At 37.3% G+C, this 12,584-nt stretch carries 14 protein-coding genes and 1 tRNA gene; 6 read left to right on the top strand and 9 right to left on the bottom strand.

The features are described 5' to 3' along the window. The first annotated feature begins 350 nt into the window (after window positions 1-350). From ACIR310F_RS0100525 to ACIR310F_RS0100515, 3 genes are all read left to right on the top strand, one after another. Window positions 351-986 carry a MotA/TolQ/ExbB proton channel family protein gene (locus ACIR310F_RS0100525; RefSeq protein WP_028082133.1) on the top strand — a complete coding sequence of 212 codons (636 nt, stop codon included), beginning with the start codon at window positions 351-353 and terminating at the stop codon, window positions 984-986. A gap of 2 nt (window positions 987-988) precedes the next feature. Then, window positions 989-1,393 (top strand): ExbD/TolR family protein, encoded by a 405-nt coding sequence (locus tag ACIR310F_RS0100520; RefSeq protein WP_028082132.1) that lies wholly within the window; start codon window positions 989-991, stop codon window positions 1,391-1,393. A gap of 103 nt (window positions 1,394-1,496) precedes the next feature. Continuing rightward, window positions 1,497-1,703: a hypothetical protein gene (locus ACIR310F_RS0100515; RefSeq protein WP_028082131.1), complete on the top strand. Its 207-nt coding sequence runs from the start codon at window positions 1,497-1,499 to the stop codon at window positions 1,701-1,703. A gap of 364 nt (window positions 1,704-2,067) precedes the next feature. Here ACIR310F_RS0100515 and ACIR310F_RS0100510 read toward each other — a convergent pair. Beyond that, window positions 2,068-2,141, bottom strand: a tRNA-Arg gene (locus tag ACIR310F_RS0100510). Window positions 2,142-2,194: 53 nt separating this feature from the next. Here ACIR310F_RS0100510 and moaC point away from each other — a divergent pair. Further along, on the top strand, window positions 2,195-2,689 hold the full coding sequence (gene moaC, locus ACIR310F_RS0100505; protein ID WP_028082130.1) for a cyclic pyranopterin monophosphate synthase MoaC: 495 nt from the start codon (window positions 2,195-2,197) through the stop codon (window positions 2,687-2,689). 407 nt (window positions 2,690-3,096) lie between these two features. Here moaC and purU read toward each other — a convergent pair whose 3' ends face one another. Genes purU through ACIR310F_RS0100485 form a run of 4 tightly spaced genes read right to left on the bottom strand, consistent with a single transcriptional unit; the run spans window position 3,097 to window position 8,019 of the window. Continuing rightward, window positions 3,097-3,951 carry a formyltetrahydrofolate deformylase gene (gene purU / locus ACIR310F_RS0100500; protein WP_028082129.1) on the bottom strand — a complete coding sequence of 285 codons (855 nt, stop codon included), beginning with the start codon at window positions 3,949-3,951 and terminating at the stop codon, window positions 3,097-3,099. Then, window positions 3,948-4,550, bottom strand: a complete 603-nt coding sequence (locus tag ACIR310F_RS0100495) for a DUF4340 domain-containing protein (RefSeq protein WP_028082128.1) — start codon at window positions 4,548-4,550, stop codon at window positions 3,948-3,950. The genes purU and ACIR310F_RS0100495 overlap by 4 nt, the downstream gene beginning before the upstream one ends. A gap of 29 nt (window positions 4,551-4,579) precedes the next feature. Then, window positions 4,580-6,319: an aminodeoxychorismate synthase component I gene (pabB, locus tag ACIR310F_RS0100490; protein ID WP_028082127.1), complete on the bottom strand. Its 1,740-nt coding sequence runs from the start codon at window positions 6,317-6,319 to the stop codon at window positions 4,580-4,582. Then, a complete protein-coding gene (locus ACIR310F_RS0100485; protein ID WP_028082126.1) occupies window positions 6,316-8,019 on the bottom strand; it encodes a GldG family protein in 1,704 nt (567 codons plus the stop codon). The genes pabB and ACIR310F_RS0100485 overlap by 4 nt, the downstream gene beginning before the upstream one ends. Between ACIR310F_RS0100485 and ACIR310F_RS25955 the strand changes: the two genes are divergently transcribed. Then, window positions 7,967-8,131 (top strand): hypothetical protein, encoded by a 165-nt coding sequence (locus ACIR310F_RS25955; protein ID WP_196803138.1) that lies wholly within the window; start codon window positions 7,967-7,969, stop codon window positions 8,129-8,131. The two genes, ACIR310F_RS0100485 and ACIR310F_RS25955, sit on opposite strands and share 53 nt — an antisense overlap. A 10-nt stretch (window positions 8,132-8,141) precedes the next feature. Here ACIR310F_RS25955 and ACIR310F_RS0100480 read toward each other — a convergent pair whose 3' ends face one another. Further along, a complete protein-coding gene (locus tag ACIR310F_RS0100480) occupies window positions 8,142-8,945 on the bottom strand; it encodes an ABC transporter permease (protein ID WP_028082125.1) in 804 nt (267 codons plus the stop codon). Then, complete coding sequence (locus ACIR310F_RS0100475) at window positions 8,946-9,941, bottom strand: ABC transporter ATP-binding protein (protein WP_028082124.1); 996 nt, start codon at window positions 9,939-9,941, stop codon at window positions 8,946-8,948. Between the two features lie 146 nt (window positions 9,942-10,087). On the opposite strand from ACIR310F_RS0100475, the gene ACIR310F_RS21040 reads away from it, so the two are divergent. Beyond that, window positions 10,088-10,285 (top strand): hypothetical protein, encoded by a 198-nt coding sequence (locus ACIR310F_RS21040; RefSeq protein ID WP_035367373.1) that lies wholly within the window; start codon window positions 10,088-10,090, stop codon window positions 10,283-10,285. Between the two features lie 84 nt (window positions 10,286-10,369). Here the strand turns inward: ACIR310F_RS21040 and ACIR310F_RS0100465 are convergent, their stop codons facing one another. Together ACIR310F_RS0100465 and ACIR310F_RS0100460 are read right to left on the bottom strand one after the other, a co-directional pair. Continuing rightward, window positions 10,370-11,104, bottom strand: coding sequence for an HAD family hydrolase (locus ACIR310F_RS0100465; protein WP_028082123.1), 735 nt, complete (start codon window positions 11,102-11,104; stop codon window positions 10,370-10,372). 99 nt (window positions 11,105-11,203) lie between these two features. After that, window positions 11,204-12,229 carry a 30S ribosomal protein S1 gene (locus ACIR310F_RS0100460; RefSeq protein ID WP_028082122.1) on the bottom strand — a complete coding sequence of 342 codons (1,026 nt, stop codon included), beginning with the start codon at window positions 12,227-12,229 and terminating at the stop codon, window positions 11,204-11,206. Window positions 12,230-12,584 lie beyond the last annotated feature (355 nt).

Here is a 12,584-nt window from a genome sequence, read left to right as displayed (position 1 = left end):
CTGATGAGGTACAAAGTTGAATCATGAAACTCTTGTGGTGCGGGCATCTTGCCCGCTAAATATGTACCTTATAACACCAGTAAGTGCTGTATTCAGCAACGGCCTGTAATTTTGTAGTTGAATACAATGAAATTCTTCTATATCTAATATATAGTACAACAAAATTGTTGTGTCAATATATAATCTAATAAAAAATCCAAAATTAATCTCTACCAAAAAACTCCCAGCCACTAACCCAGGAATACTGATTTTATTGTAAAGTAAATTACTGACAATAAAACAATACTTACTGATTCTTGTTTCTTGACCACGATCTGTTAATCTAATGTGGAAGATTAGCAAAATGGTCAATGGAAATTAGTAATTTATTCCAAGCTGGTGGTATAGTCATGTGGCCACTGCTGTTTTTTTCTGTGTTAGGAGTGGCGCTAATTATCGAACGCATTACCTTTTGGGTTAAAATCAGCAACCGTCAAAACCGCATTGTCCAAGTCGTTCTCAAAGTTTATCGTCAAGGTAATATGGTTGATGCTTTAAATATATTACATAGAAATGCTGATTTACCTATAGCTCGGATTTTTTTAGCGGCCTTAGAACTGGAAGAACCCAACCCAGAAGAATTTCGTTTGGCTTTAGAAAGTGAAGCACAGGCCGAAATTCCCCTATTAAAAAGGTTTCAGAACATTTTCGATACAATTATTGGTTTAGCCCCCTTGTTAGGGCTGCTAGGTACAGTATTGGGATTAATTACCTCCTTTAAATCATTGAATATTGGTGATGTCGGGGGGACAAAAACCGCAGGTGTCACATCTGGAATTAGTGAAGCCTTAGTATCTACAGCATCAGGATTAGTGGTAGCTATTATTACCCTATTTTTCGCTAATAGCTTTCGGGGAATGTACTTACGCCAAATTGCTTGGATTCAAGAATATGGTGGACAACTGGAATTACTATATCGTCGTCGTTATGAAAGAGGAGATAAATGATTATGCGTCTACCAGATGAACCTGATATACCAGCCCAAATCAATATTGTACCGATGATTGATGTCATTTTTGCGATTTTGACATTTTTCATTATGTCAACTTTATTTCTGAATCGTTCCGAAGGATTACCAGTTAATTTACCCAAAGCTGGCACCGCCAAAACCCAATCATCAGCCACACCAATTACTGTTACAATAGACTCAGCAGGGGATGTAAGTTTAAACCGCCAGCCTGTCACCCTGGATACTTTACCAGCCAGGGTACAACAATTAAAGGGAAAAAATACAGAAGTAGTTGTAATTATTAACGCTGATCAAAGTGCTACTCATGGTCAAGTTGTGGTAGTTATGGATAAAGTGCGTCAGGTACCAGGGGCAAAATTAGCGATCGCTACTCAAAAACCCTAACCACTGAGTTCTTAGTTACTAAGGGTATTCTGCCTGACCTTTAATTGTTGCTTGTGATTTGTGAAGTGTAAAAAATAACCGCTACTTTAAAGGGAGATAAAACATGACTATTTGGGTAAATGAGCAAATTGATCCTTCCGGGATGATTCATGCCTGTATTGCCTGTTGTAACGAGTCTCAGGCACTGGATTGTCATCAGTCATTTAAGAATAATTTAACCGCAGTCCAAACAGCAGCAGGCTGGATTGCCAAATTACGGACAGTAAAATCTTGGGATGATGTGCCAGTTAATGCCTTAAAACTTGATTAATCTGGAGAAATCGCATCTGGTTTGAAAATTGTGAATTGATCGTTCTTCATCTGCGTTCATCTGCGTTTAATCATTAAACATCTCGGCATTGCTGAATTGAGGTATGAAAATCAAATATTCTACTTAAACTCTTACTCTCTGCGTCCTTTGCGCCTCTGCGTGAGAAAAAATCATACCTTCATTCACCAACGCCAACATCTCCTCATACTTTTCGATTAATCCTAAAACTCTTTTTTTTGATCAACCACTCTAAAGAACTGGTTTGAGTCTTTGCTGATCAAGATTGTCGGGACAATTCATAACCCAAGACCATTAAAAATGCACAAACTCCAAAAAAGGGGCTTGTGCATTTAAAATTATAGAACGGGCGAGGAGGGATTCGAACCCCCGACACCGTGGTCCGTAGCCACGTGCTCTAGTCCACTGAGCTACACACCCTTGTCTTACAACCTTGACTTACAAAATTTATAATAACACACACTTTCCCAATTATGCAAGATCATTTTTCAAATTCTTTTTCGTTAACCCATTTGGATGCTCAAGGAGAGGCTCAAATGGTTGATATATCAGGTAAAACAGCCACTATTCGTCAAGCCGTGGCCACGGGTAAGGTGCGGATGTTACCTGATACTTTCGCTGCTATTCAAGCCGGAAACACCCCTAAAGGTGATGTTTTAGCAACGGCCAGGTTGGCGGGAATCATGGCCGCTAAACAAACAGCTAATTTAATTCCTCTCTGTCACCCCTTACCTTTACAGAAAATTACCGTTGAGATTATCCCTGACGCCCAACTACCTGGTTATCAAATTGATGCTACTGTGAAAACTAAAGCGGAAACTGGGGTAGAAATGGAGGCTTTAACAGCGGTGTCTATTGCTGCTTTAACTTTGTATGACATGGCTAAAGCGTTAGAAAAAACCATTCAAATTGAAGCGATTCATTTAGTTAGTAAAACAGGTGGAAAGTCTGCGGACTGGGGATATTAGTTAAAAGTTTAAAAATCAATATATGTCAGATACTTCAAGCCTGGATATCTGATGATACAGCAGTTACTGGTATTCTGAAGTACAGATATTAATGATAAAACTCTTGTGGTGCGGGCATCTTGCCCGCATAAAGTGTACCTCACTCAAGCTGAATTTGCTGTATATCGGGACATAGCGTGCTAGAAACCAAAGTTCTTAACTCGGCAATATCTTGCAATGCTTTGAAGAATATCGCCAAAGCGCAGTTAAGAAAAAAGTGGGTTGGGTTGAGGTAAGGAAACCCAAGCTACATTGCTGACTGTTGACTCCGGCTCTAATTAAGATGTTAATTAACATTAAACACAGGTAAGCGCCGATAGACGCAGATATTTTTGTTTAATTCCGTGTAACCTCAAATAAAATTGATATTACTCAAAAACTACGGTTCTATTTCCATAGACTAAAACGCGATTTTGTAAATGTAATCTTACCGCCCTAGCCAAGACAATTCTTTCTAAATCTTTCCCTTTTCTGATTAAATCATTCACTTCATCTCGATGACTTACTCGCACCACATCCTGTTCTATAATTGGTCCTGCATCTAATTCAGGTGTAGCATAATGGGCTGTTGCACCAATAATTTTTACACCCCTTTCAAAAGCTCGATGATAGGGATTAGCACCAACAAAAGCGGGTAAAAATGAATGATGAATATTAATAATTTGCGGGAATTTGGCAATGAAATCTGCACTAACTATTTGCATATATTTGGCTAAAACCACTAAATCAATTTTGTATTCATGCAGTAATTCTAGTTGTTTAATTTCCTGTTCTTGTTTATTTTCTTTAGTAATGGGTATATAATGGTAATCAATGCCAAATTGTTCAACTATTGGTTGTAAATCAGGGTGATTACTCATAATTAAAGGAATCTCTGCATGAAATTCTTTTGCGCGATGTCTCCAAATTAAATCAAGTAAACAATGATCTTGACGACTTACCCAAATGGCAATGCGGGGAAGAGTATCAGAAAAGTGTAATTCCCATTTTGCATTTAAAGGTTGAGCGATAGCATTAAAAGCAGGAGCAATTAAATCTTTAGGTAAATTGAATCCTTTTAATTGCCATTCTATACGATTGAGAAATAATCCTGCTTCAAAGTCTGTATGTTGATCTGCATGAGTAATATTGCCACCATTAGCATAAATGAAATTGGCAAATTTTGCTACTAATCCCCGTTGATCTGGACAAGAAATTAATAAGGTTGCTGTTTGTTTTGTCATTGAAGGTTTGGTTTAGGCAGGATAGGTAATGGTTTTACATTAGTCTTTTCTTGTATTTGTTTCCATTCTGATATGTCTCGATTGACTGCATTAAAAAAATCCTTGGAAACTAACAATAAGTTGAGATTTTGATTAGCATCAGCTTGAGCATATAAGAAGCGATTATTAAACTCAGCTTTACCTAAAATCAATTGATGACTTTGTTGATTTTTGAGTTTAATATCAATAGTTGCTACAGGTTTACCTAAACCAAATTCTGGTAATTCAGTGGGTAAAACTGATACTGTTCTTTCAATTTTACCATCAACTAACAAATCCATTAAGTAAGAAACAATTGCATCATTTGCTGGTGCTGATATGGGAGATTTGATTTCCCATTCAGGTTTTTCAGTTGTCTTCCTTTTCTCTAGTTTTAATGTTGTACTTTTAGTTTTAATTGTTAAAGATTGGACATCATGAGCAGTAAAGGAGAAAATTTTCTGTTTTTCGGCTTTTATTTCTGTTGATTGAGTTTTTCCTTTAATTTCATAGAAATATACAAAACTGCCCAAACCCAGAGCTAAAAGTATTAAAATCCAAGTCGTTTTTGGTAATTTCATATTGATAATCAATTAATAAAATCATTTAGTTAATGAGAAATTAAAACCGCTTTTCGCCATTTTTGCACTGAGTTAATTATATAGATATGATGGCTATATTTTAACATTTCTACTGTGATAATTTTTTCTCTGATTTTACATTTTTCAAGTAGATTAGCGCGAAAAGTCCCTGCTAATAAACCGCACTTTACTGGAGGTGTCATCAATTCTCCATTCAAGTCTACCACAATATTACCAATACAGGTTTCTGTTATTTCACCTCTTTCATTCCACAATAAAACATCATCACAATCAGGAAAAGGGGCTTTTGCTATTTCATAAACTTGGCGATTTGTTGTTTTATGATACAAAAATATATTAGTGGAGTCAATCGGTGTGCAACACATACCTAGTTTGACAAATTCCTGATTATTTACAGCCAATAAAGGTATTGTTTGATATATAATTTCACCCTGAGAATCTAATAATAAGCGTAGTTTATAATCTTGATTTGCAAATGATTGTGTTAATTGATCAAGTTGAGTTTTGACATTATTTATATTAACATTAAACCCAAAGTAATTTGCTGAATCTTGTAAACGTTGTAAATGATAATTCAATAAAAAATAACCATTTTGGGGCTGCCACAAAATTGTTTCTAAAAGTGAGAAATCTGGTTGATTTAATGTGAGAACTTGGGCTTTAATCTGACATTCTTGATATTCATCACTACTCACAGAATCCCAGACAATTCCTCCTCCAACTCCATACTCCGCTTGCTTATTTTCTTTATCAATTAATACAGTCCGAATAGCAACATTAAATTGGGCTTGACGTTGGGGACTAATAAAACCAATACAGCCAGTATAAATACGGCGCGGTGTATTTTCCAATTCCTGAATAATTTCCATTGTCCGCGCTTTAGGTGCGCCGGTAATAGAAGCGCAGGGAAATAACGCCCCCATAATTTCACTTATGGAAGCTGTAGTTTTAGCTGTAACGGTAGATGTCATTTGCCAAACTGTGGGGTATTTCTCGACATTAAATAAACTGGGAACTTTGACTGTATTAATATTAGCTATTCGTCCTATATCATTGCGAATCATATCCACAATCATTACATTTTCCGCGCGATTTTTTTCAGAAAAATGTAGTTCTTTAGCAATAGCATGATCAGCGACTAATGTTAAACCTCTAGCTGCTGTTCCTTTCATGGGACGCGAGGTTAAGTGATGATCATCAAGATGAAAAAAAAGTTCAGGGGAAGCGGAACAAATAGCAAAGTTATCAATATCAACATAAGCCCCATAATCTGCTTTTTGTGCTTGCACTAATTTCAGAAATAATTCCCAAGTATCACCACTAAAAGGTGCATTTAAACGTAATGTATAATTGACTTGATAAGTTTCCCCCAAGGAAATATATTTTTTAATTTTACTAATCACTTGATGATATTCTTCTTCACTTACTGAAGGTGTCCAATTAAGTTTATATTTATCAGCTAAGGTAGGTTTTGGTAAATCAATAATTTCTGGTTTTTTATATAATCCAAACCAGAGTAACGGAAATGAACAAGGAGAATGGGTTTTTAGTATCGAATCAAAAGCTGTTGAAGCTTCATAACTAATAAAACCTGCCCCATATATTTGATGTTTAGTAATCAAATCATTCACGAGTTGCAATTTGGGAACAACTTGATCAATACTATTAGTTTGGATGATTTCATCAGGATCTTGAAAGCAAAGCCAATGTTTTAGTTTAGCATTATGAATTACTAATTTATTTTTCATCTACGTTTCCACCAAATAATAAAACCTGTTAGCAACCCCAGTAAAGGTAATAAAAACACAGCAGATATTGTTAACAAGTTAGCTTCCCGATTTGATATAATAATCCGGCGATTTTTTGGTTGTTTAGGACGAATTGACAGAAGTTTTTCATCCTGTTGACTTAACCAACTAACCGTGTTTAAAAAGACATCTCCATTTAACTGTTGTTCAAATAAACTATCAGTGGCAAAATTGGAGTTTCCAAATACTACTAACCGTGATTCTTTAGCAGTATTTGGGGAAGTTTTGGCCGTTGGAATTGGAGTTGGAATTGCAGTTGGGGAAGTTTTGGCCGTTGGAATTGGAGTTGGAGTTGGAATTGCAGTTGGGGAAGTTTTGGCCGTTGCAGTTGGAGTGGGAGTTGGGGAAGTTTTGGTAGTTGGAATTGGAGTTGGTGAATTTTTGGTAGTTGGAATTGGGGAATTTGATAATTTTCTAGTTAATGCTACTCCTAAAGTTAAAGGACCTTTTAAGTCTTTATCTTCATTAAACTCTAGTTTTTCACTTTTTTGATCACTTTCTGCCCAACTATTAGGATAGGGTTTGGTTTTTAATAAAACCATAGACTCAACACCAGAGACAGGATCAATTTCCAGAGGACGAGTTAATGGATATACAGAAATATTATTGGCAAAATCTTGAGTAATAGGATGTTGTCCATATTCTGTCACTAAAATAGTAGCAGGTCCTAATTGTAAACTTGCTCCAGAATTATCAATGACCAAGCGATTATCTAAACGCACACCCCACTCTTTCAGAAGAGTATCCATTTTCGGGTTGGTGTTGGGATCAATCATCAATAATAAGTTACCACCACGATTAAGATAATTTTGTAAAGCTGTAACTTCTCCCGTCAATAATTCTTTTTGGGGTCCAGCTACAATTACAACATTAGCATCATCAGGAACTTGAGGACGTTCTGCTAAATTCAAAGTTGATATAGTAAAGTTTTTATCAGTTAAGCCCTGTATTGCTTTAGAAATTGCCCCTTTACTAGCGGAAAGTGGGTGTTCACTATGTCCTTGCAGAAAGTAAACTTTAGCCGTTTTAGGATTAATCATTTGTTGTAAACGATTAGTTAATTTTATTTCTGATAGTCGTTCATCCTCACTAATTATTTGTATTAATTGCCGTTTTGTTTGAAATTCTAAATAAACTTCGCCATAATCTTTAACACCAAATCTTTCTGCTAGTCCTGGTTTTAATTCAGGATCAACATACTCAAATTTAAACTTGTTACTTTGACGATGATAGTTATCTAATAATTCCTGATCTTGGGAATTTTTTTCTTTAGTAAATAACCAAACCTTCATTGTTTCGGGTAAATTACTGACTAATTCCCTGGATTGAGGTGATAAAGTAAATAATTGAGTATCTGTTAAGTCTAGACGCAGGTGGTAACGAATACCTAAAAAGTTAATTAATCCTAATATAACTAATACGGACAAAGTTGCGATTAAGGCATTAGTAGTAGATTGGGTAGAACGCTTTTGCCACCATTTAGTTTGTACTACCCACAAGGCACAAATAACTAAACCTATTATTATTAATGACAAGGGGATTATTCCCGAATTTACTGATGTTAAACGAACGGTTAAACCAGCGGTGATGAAGAATGGTCCTAGCCAAAATATAAGTTTCCAAAGTTTATTTTTAGTCATTCTTTATAGTAGGGAACAGGGAACAGGGAACAGGGAACAGGGAACAGGGAACAGAGGTGCAGAGGAGAAGATTTTTCCTACCGACAACGGACAACGGACAACGGACAACTAACAACTGACAATTACTGACGTTGAAAGCGAAGTGCATCAATTGATTGGGCTGTGAGAAAAATACCTAAGATAATGTAACTGGCAAATAAAATCAAGCTGCTAGTATCGAAAATTCCTTGAATCAGGGTATTGTAATGTTTGAGGAGGGATAAATGACTAACTGCTTCACCAATTGCACCGGGAATGGTTTTGGCAATTAAATCAACAAATAACAGCAAAATAACTATGGCAAAGGTGAGGACTGCCGATAAAATTGTACTATCTGTTAATGAGGAAATAAACATTCCTAATGATAAAATTGCGGCTGCTAGTAAGAGTAATCCTAAGTGACCCAATAAGGGAATTGTGGGCGATATGGGAGGAGTGGAATTGGATAAAGCGATCGCTTCAAATCCCATTAAAGGTAAAATCATTGTCAATAAAAATGTTAATACTCCTAATAATTTGCCTACGGCTACAGCCCAGTTGGTAACTGGTGATGTGGCTAATAGTTCTAAAGTTCCTCGTTTGCGTTCTTCGGCGTAGAGTCCCATTGACAAAATAGGTAATATAAATAACATTAACCATCCCATTCTATCTAAAAATGCTCGAATAAATTCGTAGGGAACATCTATTTTTGGGGCAAATTGTTGCCCTTGTAAATCATAGGCAGAAACTGTGACTAAAATTCCTTCTGGTCCTAATAAAATCATGACGAAAAATAAACCGGCTAAAAACCAAAATGCACTAGCTATGGCATAAGCCAATGGAGAAACAAAATAACTCTGTAGTTCTCGACGATAAATAGCAATAATATTGGCGATGACTATACCCATTTATGCAGCTTCTCCTTCTTCGATTTCTGAGTTTATATTTGTGGGTAAATTCTTTTCTGTGGTGGTTAATTCTAAGAAAACATCTTCTAGTGTTGCACTAATACGACGCATTTCATATAAACCAAAGCCAGCCCGAATTAAAGCACTAGCAATTTCTTTTCCTGGTTCTTCTCCCGGCTGTAATATTACCCGTAAATAAGTATGATCTTCTAGCAAATGTTGATGGTTAGGCATTGATTCTACTAAACTCACGCCAGATATATTTTGTAACATTTGTTTGGCTAAAGGTGCTTCTCCTGTAATTTCTAATTCATATCCTGCCCCACCTGTTAATTGTGTCATTAAATTTTCTGGGGTATTAGTTGTCACTATTTGTCCGCGATTAATAATGGCAACTCGGCTACAGGTCATACTCACTTCTGGGAGAATATGTGTAGAGAGAATAATAGTGTGTGTTCCTGCTAAACTTTTAATTAAGTTGCGTACTTCCGTAATTTGCCGGGGATCAAGTCCCACTGTAGGTTCATCAAGAATAATAGCTGGAGGATCATGAACGATCGCTTGGGCAATACCAACCCTCTGCCGATAACCTTTCGACAGTTTACGAATAATGACTTGGCGCTTCTCTTCTAGGTTACATCTGTTTATGGCTGCTGTTACTTTTGTCGAGCGATCGCCTGAAGAAACTCCTTTAATTCTCGCTACAAAGTGTAAAAATCCTTCCACCGTCATTTCTGGATATAAGGGTGGTGTCTCTGGTAAGTAGCCAATGCGCTGACGCACAAGCAAAGAATGATCATGGACATCATAACCATCAATTTTCGCTGTCCCACTGCTGGCAGGTAAATAACCGGCTAAAATTCGCATAGTTGTGGTTTTACCGGCACCGTTTGGACCTAAAAACCCTAAAATTTCCCCTGGTTCAACGCTAAAAGTAACATCAGTAATTGCTGTTGTTGAACCATAAGTTTTAGTAAGATGCTCAACTTCAATCATTTGCATAAATCATAATAATACCTAAACAATCTTAGCTAAATTTGAGATTTTAGATTTATGAGTTTTCTGTTATTTTTAATTTTTAATTGATTTATGCCTCATCTAAAATTAGTAACAAGATAACCTAGTATGGAATGGATAAAATCATGAGAGTTTGGTTGCTATGCTTTTTTGTACTGTTTGCTGGGGCGGAGTTTTTTAAGTGGTTGCGAGCTTTTTCTATACCGTTGCCCATATATATTTTAGCGGGTGCATTTTTAGCTGTGGCCTCCAACTATGATAAAATTTTCGGTGATAGACTTAACCAAAAGCTGATAAATCCTGACAAACCAGAGATTAAATAGGATTTGTGATAGCTTGCATCGTGTAGCCATAAAAGTCTTGCGGCGGAGTATTATATATTCGCCGAAAACTTTTCACAGATCCTCTTAATCCATAATTACCTGAATTTGATCAAGTTGATTAATTACCACATCTGCACCTTGAACATGATCTGCTTTACCAATCCAAGTAATACCAATACAGCCAGCAGCTTTAGCATCACGCGCCATTTGCATATCACCCACAGAATCACCTATCATTAAAGTCGCCCCTGGTGCTACCCCCAAAGCTTGACAAGCTTCTAAAAACAGTATTGGATCTGGTTTACTAGGACCATCATCAACACCCTTTTCTAGCTGTAAATAATTACTTAACTGATGAGTTCTTACAAATGTCCGTACCTCTTCAGTGGTTGCTGCTGACAGAATGCCCAATTTTAACCCCGCTACTGACAAAGACTTTAATACCTCCAAACTCCCCATAAATAAAGGTGAAGGAGTTTTACTAACATACTGGTCAGCCTCATCTATGGCTTGACGGGCAATTTTTAAAGACTCAAACCATCCCCTCCCGGTTTCCGCAATATAGGCCGCCGCTGCAATTTCTGTTTCTCGACGACTGGCTACTGATATTAAACCCGCTGGATCTAAGAAATCACCGTTAATACCAAAAGCCATTAACAATGGTTCGCCAATACCAGGAACTTGCGCGTCTATCATCCTCGCTGCTTTTTGTCCTAGTGTTCTTAAATATGCCTCAGAATCTTCTAAAGTGCCGTTTTTATCAAATAAAATTGCTTCAATACGGGAAAACGCCGTGTTTTGACATTTAATAGTTACCAAAATATCTCACCCTAGTCATATTCAAGGTAAAAAAAAGGGGGGTGTCCCCTCTTGATCATACAACGATCTCAGTTATAATTACTTATAACTATAAATCTATTATTCTTCAGTCGCTGGGGGAATTTCTTCCTCAGCCACAGTTTCCAGAACTGCAACCTCTTCAGCTATGGTTTCTTCAGATCCGGCTTCCACCGCTGCTACTTCTGCCGGTGTGGTAATACCTTGCTGTTTAGCAAGCAGTTGTTCCCGATACTTAGCTGCCATTTCTTCAGCCTTGTCATAAACCAAATCACGGTTTTTGATCATGTCACCAGGTTCGGGTTCCAACTGTTTAGTAGACAGTGAAATCCGTCCCCTTTCTGCATCCAAGTCAATGATCATAACTTTAACTTCATCATTGACATTGAATACGCTATGGGGAGTGTCAATATGCTCCTGGGAAATCTCCGAAATATGTAGTAGTCCGCTTACACCACCAATATCAATAAAAGCACCATAAGGTTTGATACCGCGAACAGTACCAATGACTACTTCGCCAACTTCCAAACGGTTCATCTTGCGCTCAACTAGCGCCCGACGATGGGAGAGAACTAAGCGGTTACGCTCTTCATCTACTTCTAGGAATTTCAAAGGTAGTTCTTCGCCTACCAAATCTTCCTTGGGTTTGCGAGTGCTAATATGAGAACCGGGGATAAAGCCGCGCAGTCCTTCAATTCGCACTAATGCACCACCACGGTTGGTTGCGAAAACGCCAGAACGGACAGTAGCATCTTCTGCTTGTAACTGTCGTACCCGTTCCCAAGCACGCATATACTCAATCCGACGAATTGAAAGGGTGAGCTGACCATCTTCATTTTCATCGGTAAGGATGAAAAATTCCCGCGTTTCGTTTGATTGTAAGACTTCTTCCGGGGCATCTACCCGGTTAATAGACATTTCTTGTATGGGTATATATGCTGCGGTTTTCGCACCTATGTCAATCAGAGCGCCGCGCGGCTCTATACTGAAAACTGTACCCGGTACGACATCACCAGGGCTGAAGTGATAGTCGTATTTATCAAGTAGAGCAGCGAAATCTTCGAGAGTAAATCCAATTTCTGTAGCGGTTAAATTCTGATTGACCATGCTAATGTGTTCCTGGTTCTAGTCTCCGTAAAGGTTTTGTCATAAATTCAGTGCATAAGTAAGCAGTCGGAGAACCGTCTGCACTTACATTTCTGTCTTATCCTAGCTTAGAATAGCTAATCTTAACACATATCAACTTCCAGATAGAAAATTATATCATATTTAGCAGTGAATAGGGAATGGGTAATGGGTCCTAGGGAGCAGCTGATATCTGAGTTTTATTCCCACATTCCGCACTTCATTGTGTAGTACAGGCACGTATGTAATAAGTAGCGAAAATGGTTTAAATATAAACACATAGTTTAGTTAGTAATAAATATAGGCGGTAATATAATGATTGCCAACGAATTCAAAT

Origin of the sequence: Dolichospermum circinale AWQC310F (genome assembly GCF_000426925.1) — a bacterium.
In the GTDB taxonomy this organism is placed as follows: domain Bacteria; phylum Cyanobacteriota; class Cyanobacteriia; order Cyanobacteriales; family Nostocaceae; genus Dolichospermum; species Dolichospermum circinale.
The sequence above is the reverse complement of the archived record's forward strand: the minus strand, read 5'-3'. Positions and strand labels throughout refer to the sequence as shown.

Coding starts and splice junctions, on each gene's coding strand:
- ACIR310F_RS0100525 (WP_028082133.1), top strand. CDS start 351: ATGGAAATTAGTAATTTATTCCAAGCTGGTGGTATAGTCATGTGGCCA.
- ACIR310F_RS0100520 (WP_028082132.1), top strand. CDS start 989: ATGCGTCTACCAGATGAACCTGATATACCAGCCCAAATCAATATTGTA.
- ACIR310F_RS0100515 (WP_028082131.1), top strand. CDS start 1,497: ATGACTATTTGGGTAAATGAGCAAATTGATCCTTCCGGGATGATTCAT.
- moaC (WP_028082130.1), top strand. CDS start 2,195: ATGCAAGATCATTTTTCAAATTCTTTTTCGTTAACCCATTTGGATGCT.
- purU (WP_028082129.1), bottom strand. CDS start 3,951: ATGACAAAACAAACAGCAACCTTATTAATTTCTTGTCCAGATCAACGG.
- ACIR310F_RS0100495 (WP_028082128.1), bottom strand. CDS start 4,550: ATGAAATTACCAAAAACGACTTGGATTTTAATACTTTTAGCTCTGGGT.
- pabB (WP_028082127.1), bottom strand. CDS start 6,319: ATGAAAAATAAATTAGTAATTCATAATGCTAAACTAAAACATTGGCTT.
- ACIR310F_RS25955 (WP_196803138.1), top strand. CDS start 7,967: ATGAAGAATGGTCCTAGCCAAAATATAAGTTTCCAAAGTTTATTTTTA.
- ACIR310F_RS0100485 (WP_028082126.1), bottom strand. CDS start 8,019: ATGACTAAAAATAAACTTTGGAAACTTATATTTTGGCTAGGACCATTC.
- ACIR310F_RS0100480 (WP_028082125.1), bottom strand. CDS start 8,945: ATGGGTATAGTCATCGCCAATATTATTGCTATTTATCGTCGAGAACTA.
- ACIR310F_RS0100475 (WP_028082124.1), bottom strand. CDS start 9,941: ATGATTGAAGTTGAGCATCTTACTAAAACTTATGGTTCAACAACAGCA.
- ACIR310F_RS21040 (WP_035367373.1), top strand. CDS start 10,088: ATGAGAGTTTGGTTGCTATGCTTTTTTGTACTGTTTGCTGGGGCGGAG.
- ACIR310F_RS0100460 (WP_028082122.1), bottom strand. CDS start 12,229: ATGGTCAATCAGAATTTAACCGCTACAGAAATTGGATTTACTCTCGAA.